This is a genomic window from Nitrospirota bacterium (assembly GCA_040754395.1).
In the GTDB taxonomy this organism is placed as follows: domain Bacteria; phylum Nitrospirota; class Thermodesulfovibrionia; order Thermodesulfovibrionales; family SM23-35; genus JBFMCL01.
Genome location: JBFMCL010000011.1, coordinates 58,043 through 83,619 on the forward strand (window position 1 = coordinate 58,043; position 25,577 = coordinate 83,619).

Consider the following 25,577-nt stretch of genomic DNA (forward strand, 5'->3'; position numbering starts at 1 on the left):
TATGGGATTATGGAGTGTGTATTTTCTGGGAAAGATTTTCCTGTACCTCTGGGGGGCGATCCGTTTCAGCGTTCTGCCGAACCTCCTGTTCGCCGCCTTTCTGGCTGTGCCCGTGCCCAAGACCCTTCCGCTGCACCATGTGCTGAAATCGGCAAAGCTGGGGCTGAGCTTCCTGTTCGCCTTTCTCCTCCTCTGGTACGATTCCTATTTTCCTCCTCTGCTGTATACAATCAGCACGTTTCAGCAGATCGGGCTGCCTGAAAAAGAGTATATTTACCGTTTTGTAATGAACACCCTCAACCCCCTTGCAGTGCTGGCGCTGCTTTTCATTCTCGTCCTGTGCATATTCCTGAACAGGCGCATCAAACTTGCCCCTGTCGTGGTGCTGCTCATGCTGATAGTCCCTCTGTTCGGATTGACCCGGAAAGACGTAGGAATAGAGGAATACCTTACCTCGTTCTACCAGTCAGAGTCGAAAAGAATGGTTTCCTTTGAACAACCGGAGAAGAAAGCGCCTGATTTCGACATACTCATCCTGCATGTCTGTTCACTGTCATGGGATGACCTGAGGACAGTCGGGTTTGATACGCATCCTTTCCTCAGAAAATTTGATATTCTCTTCACCAATTTTAATTCAGTATCGAGCTATACGAACCCCTCAGCCATCAGGCTCCTGAGGGCAAACTGCGGTCAGCAGAAACATGAGGCTATTTACCGGGAAGCTTCGAAAGAATGCTACCTGCTCGAAAGCCTCCGCTCCCTGGAGTATCAGACCTATACCGCCATTGACAACGACGCTCCTGCGTATCGTTTCGTCGAAGATATCATGGACCACGGGAAGGCGGATGCCCCGATTTCCCTGAAGGGCATCCCCGTGCAGCAGTACGACTTTGACAAGACGCCCATCCATAACGATCTCCAGATTCTCGAACGATGGTGGGATATGAGACAAAAAGCGGACAAAAAACGGGCGGCGCTGTATTTTGACATCACCACCCTCCATGGCGGTGCCCACTGGGCACATGAAAAAGACTGGTGGAAAAGGGACCGTCCGACCCACTATAAAGAGTTCCTGCTGAACCTTTTTGCGAACCTTGAGAAATTCTTCCAGCGCATTTCTGCATCAGGGCGGAATTTTGTTGTCGTTTTTGTCCCGGAACACGGGATGGCCCTTCGCGGCTCCAGCATCCAGGCGCCTGACCTCAGGGATATCCCCCTTCCCCAAATAACAAACATTCCTGTCGGGATTAAATTCATCGGCCAGGGATTTCAGGATACTCCTGTGCAGCAGGAAATTGTTGCAAAGCCGACAAGCTATCTTGCCCTTTCGTGGACGCTTTCCTCACTTCTCAAAGAACCGCCTTTCAGCAGAGAGGGCCGTTCACTCAGGCAGTACCTTGAAGAGATACCGGAAACCAGATTCGTTGCCGAAAACCAGGAAGCGCTGGTTGTCAGGAGAGACCAGGACTTTTATCTGTACGGGAAGGAAAAGACGTGGACCAAACTCCCATCATCTGCACTCCGTTAACCTTAGGATACAGAAATATTCATAGCACGCGGGGCAGCAGATTGGGAAATCCGTGAATGATTCAGGGCAACCTGAATGACCATATCAGGTTCATGACTGATCACACAACTGACCATCCGATATTTTGAGCACCCTGTGGCACCGGCCGGACAGTGACTCATTGTGGGTCACAATGACAAAACTCACGCCCTTATTCTTATTAAGGTCAATAAATATATTGAAAAGTTCTTCACCTGTTGCAGTATCCAGATTTCCAGTAGGTTCATCCGCAAGCACTGCCTTCGGTTCGAGAATAAGCGCCCGTGACACCGCAACACGCTGCTGCTCTCCTCCGGAGAGTTCCCCCGGCCTGTGCCGCTTTCTTGCAGAAAGACCCATCTCATCGAGAAGCCTCTCTGCCCTGCTCCTGATTTCCGCATATCCTGATATTTTATTCCCGTAACCTGAACCGAATCCGATGAGTCCCGGCATCATCACATTCTCAACGGCCGAGAATTCCGGGAGGAGATGATGAAACTGAAAGATAAATCCTATCGTGCTGTTCCTGAAAGATGCGAGGGATTTTCTGTCAAGAGAGAATATATCCGTATTGCCGTAAAACACTCTGCCCGAGGTCGGCCTGTCGAGTGCCCCGAGGATATGCAGCAGGGTGCTTTTTCCTGCTCCTGATGCACCGATAATCCCGACCATTTCCCCTTCCTTGATCGACAGATTGATGTCTTTCAGCACCTGGAGTTCGCCTGCATCTGTGGCAAAGGCCTTGTTGAGGTTGTCTGTATGAATGAGCGTCTGCGCCGGCATCTTCCGTTATTTTTCTTTTGTGAACCCGGTGAGGTCCTTTATCTTTTCCCCGGTTTTTTTGATACCCTTGGTAACCTTGCCTGTTGTTTCCTTCATATCCTCCGTCTTCTTCTTGAGACCGTCAGCCTCCCTGCCAACATCTTCACTTTTTTCCCTGATGATCTCTCCGGCCTGTTCTGTCTTTTTGCCGAACCACCGGAAAGGCTGTCCTCCCTGCCAAAGCGAAAGCGCAAGAAACACCAATGCGATAACGATGAGCATCCCGATGATTCTTCCTATAAACCTGAGCATTGTTCCGATACTACCTCCTCCGGAAGATTCCTTCCGGCATCATCGAAAAAAGGTTCATTGAATACATGCCAGGGTGTGCGGAACAGTTAACGGCTATCCTGTTCATTCGTACCGTAACGGCTCCACAGGGTTCATTCTGGCAGCCTGCCACGCCGGGTAGAGCGTAGCGAGAAAGCTGATGATGACCGCTGATAATGATACGGTGATAAAGTCGAACAGTTTTGTTTTCACAGGGAGGTGACTGAGATAGTAGACATCCGCAGGAAGCTTGATGATCTCATAGCTGTTCAGGACATAGCACAGCAGGTATCCTCCGGACACCCCGATTACCGTTCCGACCAGACCGATCAGCATGCCCTGCAGCATGAAAATGGTCATGACTCCCCTGTCTGTTGCGCCCATTGCCTTCAGTATCGCGATCTCACGTTTCTTCTCGATCACATTCATGATAAGCGTACTCACAATATTGAATGAAGCGACGAGGATGATCAGCACCAGGATGACAAACATCGCAAACTTTTCGAGTTTCAGTGCGGAGAAAAGATTTCTGTTCATCTGCATCCAGTCTTTCGCGTAAAGCGGGAAGCCGAGTTTGTTCTGTATTCTCTCCCTTACCTCAGACGCATTGTAGATATCGGCAAGTTTCAGCTGGATGCCGGTAACCTCATCCTTCATGTCGAAAAATTCCTGCGCAGCCTTCAGATCGGTCAGGACAAGGTTCGAATCATATTCGAACATCCCGACCTCGAAAATTCCCACGACCCTGAATTGCCGTATCTTGGGAAGCATGCCGAGAGGGCCTATCTTCCCTATCGGGGAAAGGATGCTGATGGTATCTCCCCTGAACGCCCCGATGCTTCCGGCGAGTTCCCTTCCGATAATGATCCCCGGCACCTTTCCTCCTGCGGCAAGGCCTTCAATGCTTCCCTCCCTCATGAACCTGCCGATTTCTGTCGTCTTCTTCTCCTTCTCCGGGTCGACACCGCGCAGGAAAACCCCATGTGCCTTCTTGCCGTACGATACCATCACCTGGCCCATGACAAAAGGGGCTGCCGAAAGAATCTCTGTTTCGTCTTTGAGCTGCTCCGTGACTTGCTGATATGCCGGCAGGGTTCCCCGGTAATTCATAATAACCATGTGGGCGTTGACCCCGAGTATCTTTTTCTGCAGATCTTCATGAAACCCGCTCATGACCGAAAGCACCACAAGAAGTGCCATCACACCGACAGCAACCCCGCCGATGGATATGAGGGTATTGACAGAAATACCCTTGTGCTTTTTCTTTGACTTCAGATATCTGAGGGCTACGAAAAAATGATACGGGAGGTTCATACTGGTGCCGTTCTCCGGGATTGTACCGGCACCCTACTGCTCCGGCTTCAGCTGCGGGAACAGGATCACATCCCTGATGGACTGGGAATTGGTGAGCAGCATGACAAGCCTGTCTATTCCGATTCCCTCTCCCGCTGCAGGCGGCATGCCATATTCGAGGGCCCTGAGAAAGTCCTCATCCATGCTGTGCGCTTCCTCATCTCCAAGCTCCTTTGCCTCTGCCTGTTCCTGAAACCTCTGCCGCTGATCCATAGGGTCATTCAGTTCCGAGAACGCATTTGCAATCTCCCTCGATGTGATGAACAGCTCGAAGCGCTCAACGAGACCAGGATTGTCCTGTTTCCTCTTTGCCAGAGGTGAAAGCTCCACCGGGTGGTCAATAATAAAAACAGGCTGGACAAGTCCGGGCTCGACCTTCTCCTTGAATATCTCATCGAGAATCTTGCCGAGGTGTGCACCTTTCTCGATTACCACGTTGTTCGCTTTTGCCCACGCGCCTGCCTTTCCGGCATCACTGAATATGTCCCGCGGAACCCCCTTCTTCTCAAGCGCATCAAGCATCGGTATCCTCGGCCATGGAGGTGTCAGGTCAATAGTCTCTTCGCCATACCGTATCTTCAGCGTCCCGAGTGTCTTTTCCGCGACATAGGCAATCAGTTCTTCTGTAAGGGACATCAGGAAATGATAGTCCCGGTAAGCGATATAGAATTCAAGCATCGAGAATTCAGGGTTGTGCTTTGTCGATATCCCCTCGTTCCTGAAGTTCCTGTTCAGTTCATACACGCGTTCGTACCCGCCGACAAGCAGCCTTTTCAGATAGAGTTCAGGAGCGATCCTGAGATACAGGTCCATGTCAAGTGCATTGTGATGGGTCCTGAACGGCCGCGCGGTCGCACCTCCCGGAATCGGCTGCATCATGGGTGTCTCGACCTCGATGAAGCCCTTTGCCTCAAGGAAATCCCTGACGGCCTTAATAATAGCGCTTCTCTTGATAAATGCCTGCCGCACCTCGGGATTCACGATCAGATCCACATACCGCTGCCGGTATCGTGTCTCGACGTCCTTCAGGCCATGCCATTTTTCGGGCAATGGCCGGAGAGATTTTGCGAGGAAGGTCACATCGTCGACCTCAACAGTGAGCTCATTCGTTTTGGTCCTGAAGAGCCGCCCCTTCAGTCCGATGATATCTCCGATGTCCAGTTTTCTGACATGAAGATACTTTTCGCCAAGAATATCCTTCTTGAAATACACCTGTATCTTTCCCGATGTGTCCTGTATATGGGCAAAGGCAGCCTTTCCGAAGTCCCTCATGGCAACTACCCTTCCTGCAAGAGAACATGCCACCGGATCGGATTCAAGTAATTCTTTTGATGAGGACCCGAATCTTTCGTGAAGGCCGGAGGCGTGGTCAGCAGCATCAAAAGTCCCGCCGAACGGATCTACACCTGACTCGCGCAGTTCATTCAGCTTTTTTATACGCTGTTCTATGAGTTCGTTTATGTCTTCCATTGAAGGCAAATGCAAGTGTAAAAATTATAAAGAGTACGTTCCCGTTTAGTCAATGAGCCTATCCCATATTATTCATAAAAATGGCAATAGCGGCTGAGGACAGCGTATTTGCGCGGATTCTTTTTTCCCCGTCCCGCACATTCATCAGACTCCGAAAAAAGAAATTGCCGGAAATTCTCCCGATAACGCATTATAATAATGAATATCCGGGCTATCGCATGAACTGCCCTGCAGCGGATGGCGCGATATCAGTAGCAGAAATGCCGGCAATCATTTGTCATTCCGCATCTGTGACGGGTAACTGAACGTCATGCAGAGCGGCAATGGCGGGCATTTGTACCCTGATGCTGAACTTCGGGGGCGTGTCGAAAAATTTTTATGAGGGGTTATCATACAACAAGGAGGTACTCATGGATATCAAATTGACCAGTCTCTCAAGCTGTTCGGGCTGAGCTTCGAAATTTAGTCCTTCGGACCTGCTCCAGGTGCTGGGGCAGCTACCCCCGATCACTGACAGAAATGTGCTGGTCGGTTCCGCAAACGCAGACGACGCCGGGGTATACCGGATTTCCGATGAAGTAGCGGTTGTGCTGACAACAGACTTTTTTACGCCGATCGTTGATGACCCTTATGCATACGGCGCCATCGCCGCGGCAAATTCGCTTTCTGACGTCTACGCCATGGGAGCAAAACCTCTTGTTGCGCTGAATATCGCCATGTTCCCGAACCAGAAGGAATTCCTGCCGCACCTGAAAAATATCATGCAGGGGGGCATTGACAAGATGATAGAGGCAGAGGTATCGATCATCGGGGGACACACAATACGAGACAAGGAGCCGAAGTTTGGTTTTGCGGTCCTTGGCGTCATACACCCCGGCAGAATCCTTGACAATTCCAAGGCCCGGCAGGGAGATGCCCTCATTCTGACCAAAAAAATCGGCACCGGCTTGATTTCAACCGGCATTAAGGCGGGCCTCTGCAGTGACACTGTTATTAAGGAGTTCACCGCATCGATGGCGACCCTGAACAAAAAGGCGGGCGAGATCATGCTTGCTGTCGGGGTAAGCACTGCAACTGATATCACAGGGTTCGGTCTGATAGGGCATCTGCATGAAGTACTCCGTGCAAGCGACCTGAGCGCACGGCTCTACGCAAACAGGGTGCCGTTCTTTACAGATGCGGTCAGGCTGGCCGAGATCAAAAAAGTTCCCGGCGGATCGATCGCCAACTGCGTAAGCTTTTCGCACTATACAGAATGGCAGGAGGGCACTCCCGACATGGTGAAATTTCTGCTGAATGATGCGCAGACATCCGGGGGGCTTCTCATCTTTGTCCCCGGCGAAAAGAAGGATGCACTGGTGGCTGAATTGCAGAAAGAGGGCATTTTGGCCGCACACATCGGCGATATCTTTCAGAAGGGAGCAAAAGACGGGAAACGGATATTCGTAGACTGAGACACATGGACATTCAGCGGAAAAGCCGCCGGTAATTCTGCATCTCCTCTCTCAACGAACGTGCCCCTGTCAACCGGAAGGCTTCATATGTCCTTATTTCAAGACCGCGTTCCCTTTCCTCGAACTGGACAAACCCGTCGGCATCTGTTCTGTACACGCTGATAGTGCGGAGGGAGTCCAGGGTTTCCTGATGAGGATGACCGAACGGGTTTTCCCTCCCGACACTGATTACCGCAAATTCTGGCGAGACCATTCCGACAAATGCCTGGTGTGCGGATGTCCTGCCGCCATGATGGGGTATCTTGATCACCGTGCTCTTCGCCCATTTTCCGAGACAGGCGATATCCTGCAGAGCCTCTTCTTCGATATCCCCGGTAAAAAGAAAGCTTTTTTTCCTGCCCTCGAGTCTCAGCACGAGGGAGTCGTTGTTTTCACCGACATCCACCCGTGAGCCGAAGGTATAAAACCCGTCGTACGGATGGAGCACGGAGATACGGTATCCCTGCCCTTCAATGGTATCACCCCTGCCGAGCGGGCGGTGCACAATATGGTGCATGGTCTCCGGCAGTACCATCCTGCCATTGTCCCATATTTCCCCCACGCTGAATTTCCGCACCACCCGATCAAGCCCTCCGATATGATCAGGGTGTACGTGAGTAAGTACGAGGTAGTCAATAGTCCTTTTTCCCCTGTAGTGAAGATAATACGAGGTTTCCCATCCGGTTCTGCCCGTATCGATGACCATCGTCTTTCCGTCAGGCAGCTCAACCACGGATGAGTCCCCCTGTCCGACATCGAGAAACGCAACCCGCAGTTCATTCTTTGCAAGACCCGACAGGATCAGATACCCCGCAAGCGGAATGAAGGGGATGACAAGGAGATATTTTTTCTTCACCGACACCAGGCAGAGCAGCAATGCTGCGTAAAAAAGAAGCAGAACAGCCGGTGGAAAGTGAGGGACAGTGATACTCGCAAAAGGCACACCTGACAGCAGCTTCACAGATGCTATGCTGATGTCTGCAACTGCAGATGCGACAGGGGTAAATACAAAATGCCCGGTCATAAGAAACAGGAAGGCTCCTGCAACAGATGCCGGAATGAGCACAAAGCCTATGATCGGGGCGACGAGCAGGTTCGACACCGGAGATATGACGGAAAAATAGTGAAACCAGTATGCCACCAGCGGAGCAGTGCCAAGCGATGCATACAGGGATATCAGAAGACCCTTTTTCACACGATGAAGATATGTTTTTTCCTTCTCTTCACTTTTTTCCTTTTCTTCAAGAGAAAACCCTATGCACAGCACCGCGAGAAAGGAAAGCTGGAACGACAGACTGAAGAGCACCTCCGGGTCCCACACCACAAGGAGAAACGCCGCAAAAAGCAGAGAGTTCAGCCAGAATCCCTTTCTTCCGATAATAAGCCCCGTCAGGAAGAGGCTTATCATAATGAACGCCCTGATCGCAGGAATGCTGGCGCCGGAAAGGCAGAGGTATGCAAGCATGACCGGAAGGCAGGCAGCTGCCGCCGCCTGCGAAGGAGCCAGGTAAACGGTTATTCTCTGGAGAATTCTGTGCGGCAGCGCGTTGATGAGAAGGCTGGATATGCCGAACAGAAATACGGAGAAGAGTCCGAAGTGCGTGCCCGAGATACTCAGAATATGCGCAAGGCCTGTCGTATTGAACGCATCCCGCATCTCGTCAGACATAAGGCTTCGCTGCCCGGTGGTAACAGAGGCGACAAGCGCTGCGGAATCGTCTTTGGAATTCTCCGCGATATGGCTGCTTATCCTGTGTCTGTATCCCTCGATAACTGAAGCAAACGACAAACTCTCCCCGCCTGCATGCGTCACTTCGAGAAGCTTTGCATAGATATCTTTTCCGGGTTGCTGTCCGGGATTGTATCGTTCCCTTCCCGTCAGGAACTCCGCGGAAACCGCATATTCCCTCGCAAGCTCCAGCTCACTGTCCGAAAAAAGCACAACTTCCCTGCCCGCAAGGCTTTCGACGTGTGCTCCGGTTGCAGGATCTACAGCTGAACGGATGACCAGGTTCTGCCTGAAGCCCCCTGTCCCTGTTTCTGCCGGAAACGACGTAACCACACCCTGCACATGAAGGCGGCTGTCCTGCAGGACAATGTCCGCAGCAGGAGCATACCGCAGAAACGCATACAGTACCCCTGCACAAAGCATTATTGCGGGCAGGAACTTCTTCCTTGCGGTCAGATATGCACCATATCCCAGTGAAACAGAAGCCGCCGAAAAAGGAAAATACTGGAACGAATAAAAAGAGACAACACCTGCAAGGAAAGACAGAAAAACGTGCATGGAAATGCCTCGGTATCTGTGTATTCCCTGATTCTCCCTCTTCCGCAGAAGAAGGGATCAGGGGAAGGGGTGCAATTTAAACTCTCAGCAACCGGCTTTTCCCGAGTGCAGAGGGGAGTTCCTGCAGGAGGAGAACATCAGGTCATTTTTTCCTTAATCACCTTCGAGATGTCCCTGCCGAGCCTTACAATTAGTTTCCTGTCTTCACCCTCGAGCATCACCCGTATCTTCGGTTCTGTCCCCGAAGGCCTGACAAGGATTCTCCCCTTGTTGCCGAGCTTTTTTTCCGCTGCCCTGATTGCATCCTCAATTTCAGGGACATTCCTGATGTCCTGCTTGTGCTCCACATCTATGTTCGTGAGTATCTGGGGGCAAAGGCGTATCTCCCGGGAAAGCTTTGACAGGGCGGTATCCCTTTTTTTCATAAGGTAAAGCACCTGCAGTGCAGTAAGGGGACCGTCTCCGGTGGTATTATGGTGAAGAAACACAATATGTCCTGACTGCTCCCCGCCGAGCGTGTACCCGCCCTCGATCATCTTTTCGACAACGTACCTGTCTCCCACTTTTGTCCTCAACAGCTTTACGCCGTGCTTTTCGAGATACTTCTCAAGGCCGAAGTTGCTCATTACCGTGGAAACGACCGCGTTATTCTTCAGGGTCCCGCTTTTTTTCATCTCTGCCGCCCACATTCCCATAACCCTGTCGCCGTCCACAATATGCCCCTTTTCATCGCAGAAAATCGCCCTGTCCGCATCACCGTCATGTGCGATCCCGAGATCCGCCTTATGAAACCTTACCGCCTTCTGCATTCCCTCAAGATACAGGGAACCGCACCCCGAATTGATATTCGTGCCGTTTGGCTTGTCGTGTGTCGAGATAACCTCTGCGCCCAGTTCCCTCAGAAGCCACGGAGTTGTCTTGTATGCGGCCCCGTTGGCACAATCAACGACAACCTTCATGCCTTCAAAGATTACCCCCTTCGGGATCGTCGATTTGATATATTCGATATAGCGCCCTGTTGCATCATCCAGCCGGTATGCCTTTCCGATTTCCGACCCTTTTGGTCGCCTGCGCATGAGTCCTTCATCCTGCACGAGTTCCTCGATCTTTTTTTCCAGTTCGTCAGGCAGCTTGAACCCTTCATGGGAAAAAAACTTTATCCCGTTATCCTCAAAAGGATTGTGTGATGCGGATATCACAATGCCCGCATCCAGCCTCAGCGTCCTGGTCAGAAAAGCAATCCCCGGTGTGGGGATGGGGCCGACAAGGGTAACATTCATCCCCATTGAGCAGATGCCTGAGGTAAGTGCGCTCTCAATAAGGTACCCAGAAAGCCGTGTATCCTTCCCGATCAAGATCATATTCCTGCCGTGCTTCTCCCTGAGAAGAGACCCGATCGCCATCCCGACTTTCAAAACATTCTCCGGAGTCATGGGATGCCGGTTTACTGCTCCCCGTATGCCGTCTGTTCCAAAGAGTTTCATTGCGTTCTTGCTCCGATCATTACTTTAATCGAGACCTCATTCACCTGCGGCCTGATATTCTTTCCGGTCAGGTCGATCTTCACCATTTGGGAAAACGACATGTTGTAGCCGGTCACATCAAGCGGTTCTGTCTTCAGATTGCTGACCTTCGCTATCTCTGACCGTATCCCTTCAATCACTACATTCTGCGGAGTCACATCAAGCGCTCTCACATAATAGCCCCTCTCCGGCTCACCAAAGACAACAGGCACGATCCTGACAGTCTTGGTTATTGTCTCCTCGGTTACTACTTTCACGCTGAGCGGGCTGATGCTGGTAACCGTAACGCTTCGCGGCACTCGCGTATCTTCCCTGCTGATATAATAGATACCTTCTCCCCTTTTGGCCTTGCTCAGGTCAACATACACCCTTATGTCAGAGGATTTCACATTCCTGATAAGCCTCTCCTGCCCCTTGATATTGAGGCTGACCGTTTTTATGTTATTATTTGCTATTTCGAGGCCTGCCGGAATATTCTTGAACTCAAGCGGCACATCGATGGACATCTCCGACTGCCCGCGCGACGTCACGAAAAGCCATAATACAATCGCCAGCAGAACAGATGCGATCTTGAGGCCGGTATTTTCGAGAAAAAATTTCTTCATTTCTTCCCCTTTACGGTAAACAACTCGGTCAGCATATCCCTGAGGGTCCCCATGTCGAGATGGGTTTCCAGCTTCCCTTTCATTGCCATCGAGACTGTCCCTGTCTCCTCGGATACAATCAGGATAACCGCGTCCGTCTCTTCCGAGAGGCCGAGCCCGGCACGATGCCGCGTTCCCAGCGCCTTGCTCAGGTCAGACGTCATGGTTATCGGCAAAAAACATCCGGCCGCCACTATCCTGTTGCCTTTGATCACCACCGCTCCATCGTGGATGGGAGATGTCGGATGGAATATGCTGAGCAGCACTTCCTTGGACACCTTTGCATCCAAAAGCGTACCGATCTCGACAAACTCCCTGAGGCTTGTGTCACGCTCTATGGCGATAAGCGCGCCGATTTTCCGGTTTGCAAGCGCAATCGTTGCCCTGACAATTTCTTCAAGCGATTTGAGTTCTTCCGCTGAGGTGAATGTCTGGAGAAACTGCGTTTCTCCCATCTGCGCAAGCGCCCTCCGGATTTCCGGCTGGAAGAGGATGATAATCGCGATAACGATCTGTGCCCAGAAACTCTGGATCAGCCAGTCAACTGTATAGAGCTCGAAATACCGTGACAGGATCGACGCGATCAGGAGTATGCCGAGGCCCATCAGCATGTGCGCGGCCTTTGTACCCTTGATCAGCAGGAGAAGACGATAGACGATGACCGACATCACGATGATGTCTACCAGATCTTGCCATCTCAGTTGCCCCAGTATCTCCATATTTCAGAAATGAAAACAGTGTGTTCTATGATACCATGTGACATTATAATTAACAAAGGTTCTTATATTTAACAAAGAAAGTTTGACAAAGAAAACGGTGATAAGGTATCTTAAAAGACCATATCGCGGGGTGGAGCAGCCTGGTAGCTCGTCGGGCTCATAACCCGAAGGTCAGAGGTTCAAATCCTCTCCCCGCCACCAGAAAAATCAGGGGTTTGCAGCAATGCAAGCCCTTTTTTCTTTAGTGCAAGCCATTCTGTGACAGGTATCGCCTTCAAAACCTCTTCTATCAATGGTTTAAGGCTGCCGAAATTTCAAAAAAGTGGGTTTTTTCTAACCGTTTTCTAACGGAAATAAAATTTTGCTCCAAAAGTTCGACCTGTTGCCTGTTGAAATCAGCATCATTAAACAGGTGTCCGTAAATGTCTAGGGTGATGTTAATGCTTGCGTGTCCCATCTAAGTTTGAATGTATCTTATATTCTGCCCGGACTGAATCCTTATGCTCGCATTGCCATGTCCGAGACTGCGAAAAGTAACCTGTCTGAGTCCTGCCCCTCTTAATGAATGATTTCCTGCCGTGCTGAGCAGCTTGTCTACCCCTTCAGGACCAAGGATTTCGATTTCGGGTTTTACTGCCATCGGCCCTACAAGGTACTCCGTAGGATTATGTTTCAGGTATCCCTACCGGAGAGCGTGGCCTGCACCTGGAACTCATTAACATTTTCTATTAAGGGTCAACACAAAAAGAATCACAATACAAGAGGAAGCTGCTGTTCAAGACAGACCAGACAGCACCTCATCTGTTGGCCTTGGAAGACCTGCTATTTTCCATGCCTTAATTGGCTCTAGGAACTTTTCAGGGATACACTGTGCTGGCTGATTTACATTTTTGCATATTGCGCGAGTTATGGGAAATGCATTATGTTTTTTGAAATACTCTCTCATGAACTTTAATATTTCTATTTTATCAGCCGACAGCGGACAGGTTTTACTCACTCCTTCCTTGTCTGCAAGAGCACAGGCAACCTTTTCATTCCAGTCTCCGGAGTGAACGAGATAGCCTTCTTCATCTAATTCGATCTTCTTTCCTTCAATTTCAATGACCGACATTTTACCCTCCTTTTTTTAGGAATCTAATTCCTGCCTTATAGTAAAAAGCACCTGCATCGCTCCAAAGCACCTCCGCTGTCCTGGAAGGCTGGAGACCTTTTTTTACCAGTACCCTCTCGCCGTGCTGCAGCGGGATAGATGTCAAGAGACACATGCCTGATGAACTTACATCTGAAATGATACCGTATGACACTCTATTGTTACCGGAAGAAATGACTGAATACTCTACGGTTCCACTCCCTATTTTACGCACATGTCGCCTGCTGTCTTTTAATTTTGTTTTGAGCATCTCTCATCCTCCTGCGCAAATGAATTCTTTTAAAAAAGTGCTGATATCCTCTATTGGGAGATATCACCATAGATCGACCGGTCTTCGTTCTTTTCAGGTCATGCGAGGGGGAAATACACAATAATGATAATATGGGTTCTCAGCAGACTAATCCATATCGATTCTCTTCACGAATAACTTATTTATTGCGTCGTTAGTCACTGAAGACATCTCTGGATGAACGTGATTAACATGAAACAGACTGGCTTCAGTGATTTTTTCCGCTGCCCACCCGTAATTATCAGCTACAGCCTTAACATAGAAATTACAGTCTTTTGCAGGGCATCTGAAAATATAGCGCATCACTGTCACTTTTGATTCCTGTTCATTGAAATGCCTTGTCATCTTTCTCATATTTCAACTCCCCCTCTCATTTTATTCCACATCTCATGCTCGCCCTTCATTAAGAATACAATGGCGAGAGGACTGCTTAACATCAGCATGATTCTGATTTTTCTGTAGGATTTAATCTGTTTTTACTGTCCGCATTTGTCTGACAAAGTCATTGAATAATTACTCAACTCTTATTTCTGCAATCTGCAGAACATTTAGAAAAAATGATGATAAAATTGGAGAAACTCCTATCCTTTTGCTATATGTTCTTATATTGAAGGTTCGTAAGAGACAATAGTAATACACAGATCCAGCGATAAATAACTCGGGGTTAATATGGGGACAACCCCCATATTACTTTTTGACAATATCTGTGTCTGAAATGTAGTCTACGGAAATACAATTATCAATCTGTTATGAAACGAGCGAGCCCGGGAAATGTCTTCCCGGGCTCTTTTGGTTAAGTACCGCAACCGAAGCTGCGCCTCTTTGTGTAATGTATCCTGTGTCCGGACAAAAAATCAACGGAAAGATGCCACATGCGCCACCGCATCCCCGACCTTCACCTTCACGATTTCTTTTGTCTTCCTGTCCTTGATCTCCACAAGCCCTTCCCTGAGATTCTTTTCGCCGATGATGATATGCGTGGGAATGCCGATGAGATCCGCATCCTTGAACTTCACCCCCGCCCTTTCATCACGGTCATCGAGCAGCACGTCTATCCCCTGAGATATGCACTCTTTATAGAGTTTTTCCGCAACTTCAATGCTCCCGGCATCATTCATATTCAGCGGGAGGATCTCTGCATCAAACGGTGCGATGCTCCTCGGCCATATTATCCCGTCCTTGTCGTTGTTCTGCTCGATCGCTGCAGCGGCTATCCTTGCAGGCCCTATCCCGTAGCTTCCCATGATGAGCGGCTTTTCCTGGCCGTTCTCATCAAGATAGAACGCCTTCAGGGCGACGGAATATTTTGTGCCGAGCTTGAAAATATTCCCTATCTCGATGACACGCGCAACCTTCAGCGGCGAGTTACATTTCGTGCATGTGTCCCCCTGCCTCGCCATATGGATATCGTGCCACTCTGCGGTGAAATGCTCTCCCGGCCGTATCCCCTTTGCATGATAGTGCTGTCTGTTCGCGCCGCTGATGAAGACGCCTTCCCGAAGACAGCCATCTGCGATAATCCTGAGTTTCTGGTTCATGGGACCGATAAATCCCGCCTCAACGCCGAGAATCTCTTTTACCTCCTGTTTCTGGGCCGGTCGCTGTTTCCCGATCAGCCGGGTTATCTTTTTCTCATGCAGTTCCTGATCCCCTCTCACAAGCGCGAGGACAGGGCCATTGTCGCTGATCAGCAGGAGGCTCTTGATAAAATATTCCGGCCTGATCTTCAGAAAGTTCGATACTTCCGCGACCGTGCGCTTTTCCGGGGTATGCACCTCTTCAAATGTCCACTCCTTCGTTTCCGGCTTTTCCGGATTCGAAAGGGCAAGCTCCACATTCGCCGCATACCCGCAGGAATCGCAGAGAACGATCTCGTCCTCCCCCGAGGGGCTGGGAGCCATAAATTCATGGGAAACCGCGCCGCCCATCATGCCCGGGTCTGACTGGACCATGGAGAACTTGAGCCCGCACCGTGAAAAAATCCTGTGATATGCCTCGGCATGTCGCTGGTAATTCCTTTCGAGGCCCTCTTCGTCCGCATCAAAACTGTAGCTGTCCTTCATAAGGAATTCCCTTGTCCTGAGAACGCCGCTCTTCGGCCTTGCCTCGTCTCTCAGCTTTGTCTGAATCTGGTACCACACCTGGGGGAGCTCCCTGTAGGAGCGTATTTCCCTCTGTGCAAGCCAGGTCATGATCTCCTCATGGGTCATCCCGAGGCACATGTCGCGGCCGGTCCGGTCTTTCAGCCGGAACATCTCCTCCCCGATAGATGACCACCTTCCGGTCTCCTGCCATACCTCTGCCGGATGCAATGCAGGCAGCGCGATCTCCTGCGCGCCTATTGCGTCCATCTCCTCCCTGAGAATCCTGTTGATCTTCCGCATGATCGAAAGCCCGAGGGGGAGATATATGTAAAGACCTGCAGCAAGCTGCCTCACATACCCTGCCCTCACCATGAGGATATGGCTTACTGCCTCGGCATCGGCAGGGGTTTCCCTTAAGGTCGGGATGAGCATCTTTGAAAATCGCATTTTCAGCTCCTTTTGTACAGCAAAGATTATTTTACGCGCTCCGTATTGCATCTAATATAGAAAAAAATGCCATAAAAGTGTTAAATTAATTTATTTCGAGGAGGGGGATAACTTGCTAAAAAGAATACCGATTACGCCCGTTGGCTATCAGAAACTTCAGGAGGAACTTCAGAAACTTCTCAGGGTTGACAGGCCGAAAAACATAAAGGATATTTCGGAAGCGCGTGCCCATGGCGACCTTTCCGAGAATGCGGAATACCATGCGGCAAAGGAAAGGCAGTCGTTTATCGAGGGAAGGATCCAGGAACTGAAAACAAAGATTGCCCTCGCAGATGTGATAGATCCCGCACGGATTTCGCAGAACAAGATTGCATTCGGTGCAAGGGTCAGGGTGCTTGACCTTGCCAGTGACGAAGAGAAGGAATTCATGCTCGTCGGGCCTGATGAGGCCGATGCAAAAAACGGAAAGATATCGATCAGTTCGCCGGTCGGCAAAGCCCTCCTGAATAAGGAGATAGGTGACGTGGCGGTAATCAAGGCACCTGCAAGAACAATGGAGTATGAAGTCTTAGAGATAAGCTTTGAATAGATATTTCAAGGCAAAGATACGAGAAAACCTTCCATTAAACAACAGCAATAACCTTCTTATCACAGAACCCCTCGATCCGGTTACTGAACCCAAACCGGGTCAATTCTACATGATTACCGTCGGCAATTCGTATGATCCGCTGCTGAAAAGACCCTTCAGCTATCTGCGCACCACGCCCGATACCATACAGTTTCTTTTTACTGTGCGGGGCAGGGGAACCGCACTCATGAAGGCGCTCAGGAAAGGCAGCGTGGTGGACATCATCGGTCCCCTCGGGACCGGATACCCTTTGCCGGGCACACGCTGCACCCCCGTGGTAGTTGCGGGAGGAACTGGCATTATCTCACTGTTTTCCCTCATCGAAACCCTTACACGCAGGTTTCATGTACTATACGGTGCGAAGAACAGGGATGACCTTCTGCTTCTCCATGAACTGGAAAGACTGGGTAACAAGCTTGTTGTCTGCACAGACGACTGTTCATTCGGAAAAGAGGGCATGGTCGATGCAGTGTTGCGCGAATTGCTTGCAGACCATGAATCCCTCAGCACTTCCTGCACCTTATATGCCTGCGGTCCGAAGCCGATGCTGAAAGCGGTGTCGGGGATTGCGGCTGAACGGGGACTCAGGGGCTATATGTCTCTGGAAGAGAACATGGCCTGCGGGTTCGGCGCATGCCTCGGGTGTGCAGTGAAGACCATACGCGGATATCAAAGGGTATGCAGGGAGGGGCCGGTTTTTCCGATACGGGATATTGTATGGGAACAGGACTATTGAATATGACAGGCCGGGACAGGAAAATAACATTCGGGAACTCAGGCATATACTGTTTTGAGACTGCGGAGTGGCAATGGACTTAACCGTTCACATCGGCAGGTTACCCCTGAAAAACCCGGTGATGACCGCATCGGGAACGTTCGGGTATGGAGAGGAATACGCGGAGTTTGTAGACCTGAACCTTCTGGGTGCAGTCGTGGTGAAGGGCATCTCACTGAACCCCAAGGAAGGCAACCCTTCTCCCCGCATATGCGAAACACCCTGCGGCATGATGAACGCGATTGGGCTTCAGAATGTCGGGCTGAAAAAATTCCTGAAAGAGAAGCTCCCGTATCTCAGGCAGTTCGATACCCGGGTCGTCGTGAATATCCTCGGGAATACCATACAGGAGTATGTCAGACTCGCAAAGGCGCTCGACGGGGCAGGCGTTGACGCCATCGAACTGAATGTATCATGCCCGAATGTGAAAAAAGGTGGCATACTGTTCGGGACCGACCTCCGGGCGCTTGCGCGGCTTGTCACGCGCGTGAAGCAGTCTGTCAGCAGCACAGTCCTCATCACCAAACTGTCGCCGAATGTTTCAAGCATTCCCGGTTTTGCGAAAGCGGCAGAAGACGCAGGCAGCGATGCCCTTTCACTGATCAACACCATCCCTGCAATGGCCATAAACATCGAAACCTGGAAGCCGAAACTCGCGAATGTCACCGGAGGTCTCTCCGGACCTGCAATCAGGCCGGTGGCAGTCCGGATGGTCTGGGAAGCATCACGCGCCGTCAGCATCCCCGTCATCGGGGTGGGCGGCATCATGCACGCGGATGATGCAATAGAATTCATGCTTGCCGGCGCTTCCGCCATTCAGATAGGGACAGGAAATTTCCTGAATCCCGGCGCTACCGCACAGGCCGTGTCAGGGATAGTGACATATCTGGAGAGAAAAGGTATTAGTAATATCAGAGAGATTATCGGCAGAGTCGATGGAACCGCGCCCCATAATAACACTGACGACTGATTTCAGCTCCAGGGAGCCCTTTGCAGGTATCATGAAAGGGGTGATCCTGAATATCAACCCGTCCGTCAGCATCATCGACATCACCCATGCAGTGAGCCCCCAGAATATTACTGAGGCGTCGTTCATCCTTGAGATGATATATGCTGCCTTTCCGTACAAAACTATCCACGTCGTGGTGGTAGACCCCGGCGTCGGGTCAGCGCGCAGACCTCTGCTCATCGCAACCGATCATCATTATTTCATAGGCCCTGACAACGGAGTATTCACCCGGATATACGGGTTAAGTGAACACTGCAAAGTCGTCCATATCACCGCAGAGCACTATTTTCTGCCGGAGAGGAGCAATACCTTTCATGGCAGGGACATATTTGCTCCTGTTGCGGGATGGTTTTCAAAAGGCATCGACATTTCGAGGTTCGGAGACGTCATCACTGATTTCGTCACGATACCGACGCCTGTTCCGGTAGACACCGCAGACGGCACCATCCGGGGCGAGATCATTTACATAGACTGCTTCGGCAATCTCATCACCAATATCCCCGCGGGAAAGATAAAAGGATTCCTCCGTAATCGTAAGGCTAAAGGGATAAGGATTCGTATCAGCGGCAGGGACGCCCCCTTCAAAAAATTTTACGCAGAGGCAGAAGACAACGTGCTGTGCGCACTCATAAACAGCTTCGGGTATCTCGAACTGTTCGTGAAAGGCGGGAACGCGTCTGCTGAATTTTCCCTCGGGACAGGCGATAAGGTTGAGGTAGTTCCGGCTTAGCCCCTCGGTTTTGCGAGTATCTCAAGCACCCTGAGCTCAAGAAAACGTTTGGAGGCAGCCGACCTGACAAGCATGACGGTATCAGCCCCCCACGCAGTCCCGGCAACCGCAAGAACTTCTTCTCCTTCAGGAACAAGTCCCGCATCGGCAGCCATCATCACAATCTCGCAGCATACCTTTGCCCCTTCACCGAACCTCCTGAGGGTATTGGCAACGATATGGGTCGGATACAGACCGCTGAACTTCGCAGAAAACGCGGTCTCGATCGAATGGGTAAGCATGGAACCGGTGAAGACCCTCGCGCCGAGAGATTCTATCCTTCTTCTCGCATCATCGGATATCTCGATGGTATTGGGGCTTTTGAACCCGGCGGAATGCGTTACTACCACAATTCCCACGCCTTTCTCACGAAACGCCTCGGCAAACATGATGCCGGTCTCGCCGGAGGTCGATGCGACAACGATATGGGCATAGCCGTACTCCTGCACAGCCCTCCGGGATATCTCAAGGCACGCGGCGGTGTTTTCCCTGCCGGGTTTTTCGAAATATGTCACCTTCCGTTCCATACTGATAATAATACCACAGACAGCCCCTCAGTATTCCTGCAGGTCAAACTGGTATAATAGTGCGCATGCTTGCCGTCGGCCTGACAGGTAACTATGGTATGGGTAAAAGCACCGTGCTCCCCATATTCCGGGAACTTGGCGCAGTTACCCTTGAGGCAGACGAGATTGTCAGGGAACTCCTGACGGAAAAGCATGTGCTGGCGAAAATCCGGGAACTCATGGGCAAGGATGTCTTTTACAGGAACGGCCGTCTGAACAGGAAAAAAGTCGCAAAGACAGTGTTTCAGGACGATTCGATGAGGCGGTCTCTTGAAGACATACTTCACCCGCTTGTATTTGACAAAATTGAGAGTTTTCTCGGCAGGATGTCCGGCAGGAGAAGGATTGCCGTTATTGAGGTGCCGCTGCTCTTTGAACGGGGCTACCAGGGAAGGTTCGACAGGACGGTTACCGTATATTCCCGGGTGGAGCAGGCATTGAGCCGTCTCGCAAAAGCGGGGGTGACACGGCAGGAAGCGCTCCAGAGACTCAGGGCGCAGCTTCCGGTTGAAGAAAAAATCAGACTGTCTGATTTTGCAATAGACAACAGCGGCACTTTGCAGGAAACAGCAAGGCAGGCAGAGAAAATATTTCACAAACTTGTGAGAGAGGATGCAGATGGACGTCATCATAGGCCTTGAGGCCTTCAAGAAAAATTATCCTGAGACTGTTCTTACCATCGGCAATTATGATGGAGTACATCTCGGCCATCAGAAAATCCTGGCACAGGTTATTCAGAAAGCCAAAGAGATTCAAGGGACATCCATCGTGATGACCTTTGATCCCCATCCGGTGAAGGTTCTCGCACCGGAAAGGGATATCAGGCTCCTCACCACATCCGAAGAAAAAACGAGACTGATAGAAGCAGCGGGAATCGATGTGCTGCTCTTCATCAACTTCAACAGGGAATTTGCCGGCATGCTTCCCGACGACTTCGTGCAGACTGTGCTCGTGGAAAAGCTGCGGGTCAGGGAGATCATCGTCGGAACGAATTATACGTTCGGCAAGCAGAAAAAGGGAACCATCGATTTATTGAGGAGAAGGGGTGAAAAGTACGGGTTCGAAGTGAAAGCTGTCAGGCAGGTAATGGTGCACGGAAATATCGTCAGCAGCAGTGCGATAAGGAACCTTCTCCTGAAAGGAGCTGTTGCGGAGGCAGCGAATTACCTCGGAAGGCCGTATTCAATCGAAGGCAAGGTGATAAAGGGAAAAGGGAGAGGCCAGAGCCTCCTGCACGTTCCCACCGCAAACATTACCTCCCCTGTTGAGATCGCTCCCCGGGAAGGCGTCTATGCAGTCAGAATCGGCATGAAGGGAAAGATGTATGACGGCGTCGCCAATATCGGCAAAAATCCGACATTCGGGAACCAGGAAGTCAGTTACGAGGTGCACATTTTCAATTTCTCCGGCAACCTTCTGGGCAGGGATCTCAGGATGTATTTCATCGACAGGATACGGGGCGAACGGGCTTTCCCCGACGTCGACAGGCTCGTGACGCAGATCAGGCAGGATATGGACACCGCAAGGGAAATCCTCGAACTCTAATATTATTTCATGATTTTATGGAGACAGATCTGCGAACAATTCTTCATACTACTTCCTGATCAGGGCAAGCGTACTGTAAATTTTAACACCCACGCCATCGAAATCCCTGTCATTGCTCCATATCGGACAAGAAAGTTTTAAAGCAAGACCAAGCAGGTGGACATCATCCCGATCTCTGCCACCGATCAGACGTTCAGCTTTCTTTAGGGCAGCCTTATAGAACTCAAGATCACAGACTGAAATAGGAAGTGAAGAAAGAGCCAAATAAAGGTCATCAAGAGGCAGTGAGCGTTTAGCAGCCAGTATGGGAATATATTTCTCGACTTCCTTAAAATTGAAAAGGGTTGTATAAAAAGAGATGTGGTCGGCTTCAAGAAATACAGCCCTCGCTCTTCCTCCGATTATGGCAGAGAGAATGGGATTAGCGTCTACGGCGAGTTTTTCTATGTCTTTCAAAATCCTCAAGAATCTCTTCCTCTTTTACATTTTGCGCCTGAAGCTTTTTCTTTATCGAATCAGTGAGGGCAAGAAAAATATCCTTTTTCAATTCAAAGGGAATCGATTCCAGGGGTGTCGGGAAGAAGATACCGGCAACCTCTCCTCGCCGCATTATAATCAGCGGCTCCTTGCTCTTTAGCGCTTTTGTTGCACTATCTCGAAACTCTTTGACCGAAAGTAATTTCATTGATGACCACCTCCATGACCATATTATAGCACATAGTTTTTTATGTGTGGTTTTGAATTGAAATTCTGTCGAAGACAGAAAGAACCCGAGCCTGTCAGGGAGTCGGTTATCCGGCGCTGAGTCTCTCCGTAATCCCCGCATTCACCGAACAGGAAGTAAATCCATGCTTTTAAGACGTCTGACTCTTCATTCCCCATGTCTGACACAACAGTAGCGCGGAAACACCACGAGCAAAAATGATTGCGCTCTTTTCGAGCCAAATATGACGACTCATATCAATAGTAAAAAATCAATAATCTTTTTTTGTTCTTTATAGATATTCCCTCTGCATCTGAATTTCGCTCTGAAGCAGCTAAAACTGAACCATCCCTCATTCATTTACATTAATACCGTACCCACCTCTTACACACCAGTTCCCCATGTTGTATTCATTGTTCTTAGTAACTGGCACGTCACCACCCCACGAATTAACCGCAATTGCCTTATTGGAGTCAACAAACCATGTGGTGGCAGACCAGTAAGTATGAGTTGTATTGGTAAAGGGATGTCCACATGGGAGGCTTTGCTCCACAAACGGGGCATTAGGACAATAGTCCAAGAGACTCTTTAATTCCTGAGCAGTAGGCAGGCGCCATCCCGCACGCCCTCCTGTAAATGCAGCATTACATGACCATTGACCACTGTACCAACTTAATTCGACATTCGCAGGGTTTCTTTGCCAAACCAGCCCCGTTTCTTTATCGAGGACAGCCGCATCATCAAGGACGCATTTGAAACGACTAGCCCAGATAATTCATAAATATTTTGAAAAAAGATAGCCAATAATCCTGAGAGCTTTGGTATCATTGAGTTTGCGAAGGCTCAAAACCAAAGAAAGGATGATTGGCTATATGACAGAGTGTATCACAAAACAGCTCACCTTTTCATTCGTAAAGAAACAAAAAATAACGGTAGATTTTGAGGGAGGGGAGATAACCTCTGATTCGGGATTATTGCTGGTAAGGCAAGCAGACAAAGCTTTGCAGTTGATAAGAGGAATGGCAAATAGTATTACAGACCGCAGAGACAACCGTTACACAGATCATGATCTTGAGACATTATTAAGGCAAAGGATATATCAGATCGTTGCCGGATATGAAGACTGTAACGATGCAAACCTCGTAAGGAAAGACCCGGCCCTGAAGACAGCCTGTGGGCGGAAGCCGAGTGATGAAGATCTTGGCTCACAGCCGACTTTATCCCGGTTTGAGAACTCAGTTACCCGCAACGATTTATACCGGATAGGAGACTATTTTGTTGATTTGTATATTTGCCGGAACCGGAAGAGAAAGCCAAAAAGGATTATTCTTGACCTTGACGGTACAGATGATCCGACATACGGTGATCAGCAACTGACTTTTTTCCATGGCTACTACGATCAATACATGTACCATCCACTGGTTATCTACGATGCTGACACCGGGGAACTGATCACAGCAGTACTGAGACCGGGGAACAAACATGCCAGTTATGGAGCAGTGTCGATCTTGAAGCGGATAATACCGAAACTGAAGGAGGCATTCCCGAAAGCAGAGATTGTTATTCGTGGGGATGCTGGATTTGCAATTCCCGATCTGTATGAGTATTGTGAATCCGAGAAACTCAAGTATGTTATAGGGCTAATCCGCAATGATGTTCTGGAGCGGATGATAGAAGCCCTTCTGAACAAAGCTCATGAACAATACACAGAAACAGGACAAAAGCAGAGGATGTTTCAAGAGGGATTGTATCAGGCTCAGAGTTGGCCAAAAGATCGGCGGGTAATCATGAAGGCCGAATGGCTGACACAGGGACCAAACAGTCGTTTTGTTGTAACCAATCTATCCTATGAGCCAAAAGAACTCTATGAGTTTTATACCGAGCGTGGCGGGACTTGTGAAGTACGGATTGACGAGTTTAAGAACGGCCTCAAGGCAGATCGGTTAAGTTGCCACCGCTTTGGTGCAAATCAGTTCAGACTCTTCCTGCACATGGCAGCATACTGGCTTGTTCTGAGACTCAGGGAAGCTCTTCAGAAGACAGAGTTTGCCTCAATGCAGATCCAACAGTTAAGGCTGAGACTTCTGAAGATTGGAGGCCAGGTAATACAAACAGCCAGAAGGGTTTGGTTTCGCTTGGCCAGTGGCTATCCCTGGAAGAACATTTTTGCATTGGCACATAACCGACTTGCTGCTGATACGACCTGAGCACTTCCTGGCGAAGAAATTACTGCAAAGAATCCCTCCGATGGTGAGGTGCGCTTAAAATTCAACCAAAAGTCCTGTCCCGGTAGATTTTTTTAGGTCAGAGCATAATGTGCATATGAAACTGCCTTGCTTTTGTCTTTGTTTCCCTTTTTGTAAATCAAAAAACGCTGAAAAGTCTCCTGCGTAGGAAATTTATGAATTAAGTGGGCTAGCCAGCTATTCCACGCTTCATAAATAATCTGGGCAAGGACTCATGCGGGGGTAATGAGGAGGAGCAAGGCAAAAAGAGCCATAAGTCGATGGCCAAGAGTGAGAGACAACGCCGAGCCCTGTCGCCATGATCACAGCACGTGAACAATCAGGGTTACACAATCTCCTCAAGTTTCAGATCATAGAGCAATACATCACCGGAAAATGTCCGCCTGAAATCCAGTGCAACCATGGAGTCTGAAACATTGCTTACCCGTGCAGCAATCAGACGGCCATCCGGCTTGAATATCTTCAGTCGCTGCCCCAGCTTGGGTTCCCAATCGGGGAACTTGTATCTCTCTATTTCCACTACTTTCCACGGAGGCTGGAAGGCCTTCTCAACCGGTATTTCTGTAGTTTTCGATTCTCCGGGGTTCATGCCGATGACAGCCTTCTCAACATTCTCAAGCACACTGCCCTCCCCCAACGTAAATTTCAACGGCTTATGATCTTTTGTTGAGACAAATACAGTTCCATCCTCCAGCTTTGCAGTACAATGCACCATAACGATGTCTCCCTTTTTTGCTTTGATCATCAATCCTCCTCTCTTTTTCCGGGCAGGCTATTTTCATTTTTCTGTTCCGGCATCCGTGAAGATTATATCTCCATGTACAGTGTGCAACCGGAGCTTCCCGTATTTATTTCCTTGATTCTCTGCATTTTTTATATGCATAGCTGATAGGGCATCTTCGGGAATTTCGTTTCTTTGAAGAGGTTTCGCAGGAAATATCTGTCAGAGGGGAACTGGACCGGGCATGTGCCGAAATACGCTATCCGCTATTTTTGCCGTTACACTTATGAGCAATCCGGGCCATGAGGAGTTCGAAAAAAGTGTGACAATGTATCATATGTTTCCCTGCCCGGACTTTCTCTGTCTGCGCCTGAAGAATGATTGCAGGTGTGGACAACTATCTTCCCGGATTACTGTCGGGGAATAAAAAACGATGGGGGAGAGATATCAAAACCCCAGAATTTCAGAAGGTCATTATGACACGTCTCATGAAAATAATTCACGCCTCTCTCTGTACT

The 25,577-nt window shown here is 49.7% G+C and carries 27 protein-coding genes and 1 tRNA gene; 10 read left to right on the forward strand and 18 right to left on the reverse strand.

The features are described 5' to 3' along the window. Position 1 precedes the first annotated feature (1 nt). Positions 2–1,528 (forward strand): cellulose biosynthesis protein BcsG, encoded by a 1,527-nt coding sequence (bcsG, locus tag AB1552_07380; GenBank protein ID MEW6053592.1) that lies wholly within the window; start codon positions 2–4, stop codon positions 1,526–1,528. A gap of 90 nt (positions 1,529–1,618) precedes the next feature. On the opposite strand, the gene AB1552_07385 is transcribed toward bcsG, so the two are convergent. The 4 genes from AB1552_07385 to lysS all read right to left on the reverse strand — a co-directional run bounded on the left by AB1552_07385 (position 1,619) and on the right by lysS (position 5,461). Further along, positions 1,619–2,329: an ABC transporter ATP-binding protein gene (locus AB1552_07385; protein MEW6053593.1), complete on the reverse strand. Its 711-nt coding sequence runs from the start codon at positions 2,327–2,329 to the stop codon at positions 1,619–1,621. Positions 2,330–2,335: 6 nt separating this feature from the next. After that, the gene (locus tag AB1552_07390) at positions 2,336–2,620 is read right to left on the reverse strand and encodes a hypothetical protein (GenBank protein MEW6053594.1); all 285 of its coding nucleotides are present in this window, start codon (positions 2,618–2,620) and stop codon (positions 2,336–2,338) included. A gap of 102 nt (positions 2,621–2,722) precedes the next feature. Next, a complete protein-coding gene (locus AB1552_07395) occupies positions 2,723–3,952 on the reverse strand; it encodes a lipoprotein-releasing ABC transporter permease subunit (protein MEW6053595.1) in 1,230 nt (409 codons plus the stop codon). Between the two features lie 33 nt (positions 3,953–3,985). After that, the gene (gene lysS, locus AB1552_07400; protein MEW6053596.1) at positions 3,986–5,461 is read right to left on the reverse strand and encodes a lysine--tRNA ligase; all 1,476 of its coding nucleotides are present in this window, start codon (positions 5,459–5,461) and stop codon (positions 3,986–3,988) included. Between the two features lie 410 nt (positions 5,462–5,871). Between lysS and selD the strand changes: the two genes are divergently transcribed. After that, positions 5,872–6,915, forward strand: coding sequence for a selenide, water dikinase SelD (gene selD, locus AB1552_07405; GenBank protein MEW6053597.1), 1,044 nt, complete (start codon positions 5,872–5,874; stop codon positions 6,913–6,915). A gap of 13 nt (positions 6,916–6,928) precedes the next feature. On the opposite strand, the gene AB1552_07410 is transcribed toward selD, so the two are convergent. The 4 genes from AB1552_07410 to cdaA form a co-directional block, all read right to left on the reverse strand. Beyond that, on the reverse strand, positions 6,929–9,241 hold the full coding sequence (locus AB1552_07410; protein MEW6053598.1) for a DNA internalization-related competence protein ComEC/Rec2: 2,313 nt from the start codon (positions 9,239–9,241) through the stop codon (positions 6,929–6,931). A gap of 137 nt (positions 9,242–9,378) precedes the next feature. After that, complete coding sequence (gene glmM, locus AB1552_07415) at positions 9,379–10,725, reverse strand: phosphoglucosamine mutase (GenBank protein MEW6053599.1); 1,347 nt, start codon at positions 10,723–10,725, stop codon at positions 9,379–9,381. Further along, entirely contained in the window at positions 10,722–11,369 is a 648-nt protein-coding gene (locus AB1552_07420; GenBank protein MEW6053600.1) for a CdaR family protein, read from the reverse strand. Before AB1552_07420 ends, glmM begins: the two co-directional genes overlap by 4 nt. After that, complete coding sequence (gene cdaA, locus AB1552_07425; GenBank protein MEW6053601.1) at positions 11,366–12,127, reverse strand: diadenylate cyclase CdaA; 762 nt, start codon at positions 12,125–12,127, stop codon at positions 11,366–11,368. The genes AB1552_07420 and cdaA overlap by 4 nt, the downstream gene beginning before the upstream one ends. 124 nt (positions 12,128–12,251) lie before the next feature. Between cdaA and AB1552_07430 the strand changes: the two genes are divergently transcribed. Next, a tRNA-Met gene (locus tag AB1552_07430) sits at positions 12,252–12,328 on the forward strand. A 256-nt stretch (positions 12,329–12,584) separates the two neighbouring features. Here the strand turns inward: AB1552_07430 and AB1552_07435 are convergent. From AB1552_07435 to AB1552_07455, 5 genes are all read right to left on the reverse strand, one after another. Beyond that, complete coding sequence (locus AB1552_07435; GenBank protein ID MEW6053602.1) at positions 12,585–12,767, reverse strand: hypothetical protein; 183 nt, start codon at positions 12,765–12,767, stop codon at positions 12,585–12,587. 135 nt (positions 12,768–12,902) lie between these two features. After that, positions 12,903–13,238 (reverse strand): TusE/DsrC/DsvC family sulfur relay protein, encoded by a 336-nt coding sequence (locus AB1552_07440; GenBank protein ID MEW6053603.1) that lies wholly within the window; start codon positions 13,236–13,238, stop codon positions 12,903–12,905. A gap of 1 nt (position 13,239) precedes the next feature. After that, on the reverse strand, positions 13,240–13,527 hold the full coding sequence (locus tag AB1552_07445) for a PilZ domain-containing protein (GenBank protein MEW6053604.1): 288 nt from the start codon (positions 13,525–13,527) through the stop codon (positions 13,240–13,242). 147 nt (positions 13,528–13,674) lie between these two features. Then, positions 13,675–13,920 carry a hypothetical protein gene (locus tag AB1552_07450; GenBank protein ID MEW6053605.1) on the reverse strand — a complete coding sequence of 82 codons (246 nt, stop codon included), beginning with the start codon at positions 13,918–13,920 and terminating at the stop codon, positions 13,675–13,677. Positions 13,921–14,420: 500 nt separating this feature from the next. Beyond that, positions 14,421–16,097 (reverse strand): proline--tRNA ligase, encoded by a 1,677-nt coding sequence (locus AB1552_07455; GenBank protein ID MEW6053606.1) that lies wholly within the window; start codon positions 16,095–16,097, stop codon positions 14,421–14,423. A 112-nt stretch (positions 16,098–16,209) separates the two neighbouring features. Between AB1552_07455 and greA the strand changes: the two genes are divergently transcribed. The 4 genes from greA (at position 16,210) to AB1552_07475 (ending at position 19,239) form a co-directional block, all read left to right on the forward strand. Next, a complete protein-coding gene (gene greA, locus AB1552_07460) occupies positions 16,210–16,686 on the forward strand; it encodes a transcription elongation factor GreA (protein ID MEW6053607.1) in 477 nt (158 codons plus the stop codon). Further along, complete coding sequence (locus AB1552_07465) at positions 16,679–17,461, forward strand: dihydroorotate dehydrogenase electron transfer subunit (protein MEW6053608.1); 783 nt, start codon at positions 16,679–16,681, stop codon at positions 17,459–17,461. The genes greA and AB1552_07465 overlap by 8 nt, the downstream gene beginning before the upstream one ends. Before the next feature lie 73 nt (positions 17,462–17,534). After that, positions 17,535–18,470 carry a dihydroorotate dehydrogenase gene (locus AB1552_07470; protein MEW6053609.1) on the forward strand — a complete coding sequence of 312 codons (936 nt, stop codon included), beginning with the start codon at positions 17,535–17,537 and terminating at the stop codon, positions 18,468–18,470. 31 nt (positions 18,471–18,501) lie between these two features. Next, positions 18,502–19,239, forward strand: coding sequence for an SAM-dependent chlorinase/fluorinase (locus AB1552_07475; protein MEW6053610.1), 738 nt, complete (start codon positions 18,502–18,504; stop codon positions 19,237–19,239). On the opposite strand, the gene AB1552_07480 is transcribed toward AB1552_07475, so the two are convergent. After that, positions 19,236–19,805: a pyruvate kinase alpha/beta domain-containing protein gene (locus tag AB1552_07480; protein ID MEW6053611.1), complete on the reverse strand. Its 570-nt coding sequence runs from the start codon at positions 19,803–19,805 to the stop codon at positions 19,236–19,238. The genes AB1552_07475 and AB1552_07480 overlap by 4 nt on opposite strands. A 65-nt stretch (positions 19,806–19,870) precedes the next feature. Here AB1552_07480 and coaE point away from each other — a divergent pair, with 65 nt between their 5' ends. Then, positions 19,871–20,485: a dephospho-CoA kinase gene (coaE, locus tag AB1552_07485; GenBank protein MEW6053612.1), complete on the forward strand. Its 615-nt coding sequence runs from the start codon at positions 19,871–19,873 to the stop codon at positions 20,483–20,485. Continuing rightward, positions 20,463–21,389, forward strand: a complete 927-nt coding sequence (locus AB1552_07490) for a bifunctional riboflavin kinase/FAD synthetase (protein ID MEW6053613.1) — start codon at positions 20,463–20,465, stop codon at positions 21,387–21,389. The genes coaE and AB1552_07490 overlap by 23 nt, the downstream gene beginning before the upstream one ends. A 48-nt stretch (positions 21,390–21,437) precedes the next feature. Here AB1552_07490 and AB1552_07495 read toward each other — a convergent pair whose 3' ends face one another. From AB1552_07495 to AB1552_07505, 3 genes are all read right to left on the reverse strand, one after another. After that, on the reverse strand, positions 21,438–21,845 hold the full coding sequence (locus AB1552_07495; GenBank protein ID MEW6053614.1) for a PIN domain-containing protein: 408 nt from the start codon (positions 21,843–21,845) through the stop codon (positions 21,438–21,440). Beyond that, on the reverse strand, positions 21,811–22,074 hold the full coding sequence (locus tag AB1552_07500) for a hypothetical protein (protein ID MEW6053615.1): 264 nt from the start codon (positions 22,072–22,074) through the stop codon (positions 21,811–21,813). The genes AB1552_07495 and AB1552_07500 overlap by 35 nt, the downstream gene beginning before the upstream one ends. A gap of 370 nt (positions 22,075–22,444) precedes the next feature. Then, positions 22,445–22,867: a DUF1566 domain-containing protein gene (locus AB1552_07505; GenBank protein ID MEW6053616.1), complete on the reverse strand. Its 423-nt coding sequence runs from the start codon at positions 22,865–22,867 to the stop codon at positions 22,445–22,447. A gap of 97 nt (positions 22,868–22,964) precedes the next feature. Here AB1552_07505 and AB1552_07510 point away from each other — a divergent pair, with 97 nt between their 5' ends. Then, complete coding sequence (locus tag AB1552_07510) at positions 22,965–24,299, forward strand: IS1380 family transposase (protein ID MEW6053617.1); 1,335 nt, start codon at positions 22,965–22,967, stop codon at positions 24,297–24,299. Positions 24,300–24,663: 364 nt separating this feature from the next. Here AB1552_07510 and AB1552_07515 read toward each other — a convergent pair whose 3' ends face one another. Then, positions 24,664–25,083: an FKBP-type peptidyl-prolyl cis-trans isomerase gene (locus tag AB1552_07515; GenBank protein ID MEW6053618.1), complete on the reverse strand. Its 420-nt coding sequence runs from the start codon at positions 25,081–25,083 to the stop codon at positions 24,664–24,666. Positions 25,084–25,577: the final 494 nt, after the last annotated feature.

Coding starts and splice junctions, on each gene's coding strand:
- bcsG (MEW6053592.1), top strand. CDS start 2: ATGGGATTATGGAGTGTGTATTTTCTGGGAAAGATTTTCCTGTACCTC.
- AB1552_07385 (MEW6053593.1), bottom strand. CDS start 2,329: ATGCCGGCGCAGACGCTCATTCATACAGACAACCTCAACAAGGCCTTT.
- AB1552_07390 (MEW6053594.1), bottom strand. CDS start 2,620: ATGCTCAGGTTTATAGGAAGAATCATCGGGATGCTCATCGTTATCGCA.
- AB1552_07395 (MEW6053595.1), bottom strand. CDS start 3,952: ATGAACCTCCCGTATCATTTTTTCGTAGCCCTCAGATATCTGAAGTCA.
- lysS (MEW6053596.1), bottom strand. CDS start 5,461: ATGGAAGACATAAACGAACTCATAGAACAGCGTATAAAAAAGCTGAAT.
- AB1552_07410 (MEW6053598.1), bottom strand. CDS start 9,241: ATGCACGTTTTTCTGTCTTTCCTTGCAGGTGTTGTCTCTTTTTATTCG.
- glmM (MEW6053599.1), bottom strand. CDS start 10,725: ATGAAACTCTTTGGAACAGACGGCATACGGGGAGCAGTAAACCGGCAT.
- AB1552_07420 (MEW6053600.1), bottom strand. CDS start 11,369: ATGAAGAAATTTTTTCTCGAAAATACCGGCCTCAAGATCGCATCTGTT.
- cdaA (MEW6053601.1), bottom strand. CDS start 12,127: ATGGAGATACTGGGGCAACTGAGATGGCAAGATCTGGTAGACATCATC.
- AB1552_07435 (MEW6053602.1), bottom strand. CDS start 12,767: ATGGCAGTAAAACCCGAAATCGAAATCCTTGGTCCTGAAGGGGTAGAC.
- AB1552_07440 (MEW6053603.1), bottom strand. CDS start 13,238: ATGTCGGTCATTGAAATTGAAGGAAAGAAGATCGAATTAGATGAAGAA.
- AB1552_07445 (MEW6053604.1), bottom strand. CDS start 13,527: ATGCTCAAAACAAAATTAAAAGACAGCAGGCGACATGTGCGTAAAATA.
- AB1552_07450 (MEW6053605.1), bottom strand. CDS start 13,920: ATGAGAAAGATGACAAGGCATTTCAATGAACAGGAATCAAAAGTGACA.
- AB1552_07455 (MEW6053606.1), bottom strand. CDS start 16,097: ATGCGATTTTCAAAGATGCTCATCCCGACCTTAAGGGAAACCCCTGCC.
- AB1552_07470 (MEW6053609.1), top strand. CDS start 17,535: ATGGACTTAACCGTTCACATCGGCAGGTTACCCCTGAAAAACCCGGTG.
- AB1552_07475 (MEW6053610.1), top strand. CDS start 18,502: ATGAAAGGGGTGATCCTGAATATCAACCCGTCCGTCAGCATCATCGAC.
- AB1552_07480 (MEW6053611.1), bottom strand. CDS start 19,805: ATGGAACGGAAGGTGACATATTTCGAAAAACCCGGCAGGGAAAACACC.
- coaE (MEW6053612.1), top strand. CDS start 19,871: ATGCTTGCCGTCGGCCTGACAGGTAACTATGGTATGGGTAAAAGCACC.
- AB1552_07490 (MEW6053613.1), top strand. CDS start 20,463: ATGGACGTCATCATAGGCCTTGAGGCCTTCAAGAAAAATTATCCTGAG.
- AB1552_07500 (MEW6053615.1), bottom strand. CDS start 22,074: ATGAAATTACTTTCGGTCAAAGAGTTTCGAGATAGTGCAACAAAAGCG.
- AB1552_07510 (MEW6053617.1), top strand. CDS start 22,965: ATGACAGAGTGTATCACAAAACAGCTCACCTTTTCATTCGTAAAGAAA.
- AB1552_07515 (MEW6053618.1), bottom strand. CDS start 25,083: ATGATCAAAGCAAAAAAGGGAGACATCGTTATGGTGCATTGTACTGCA.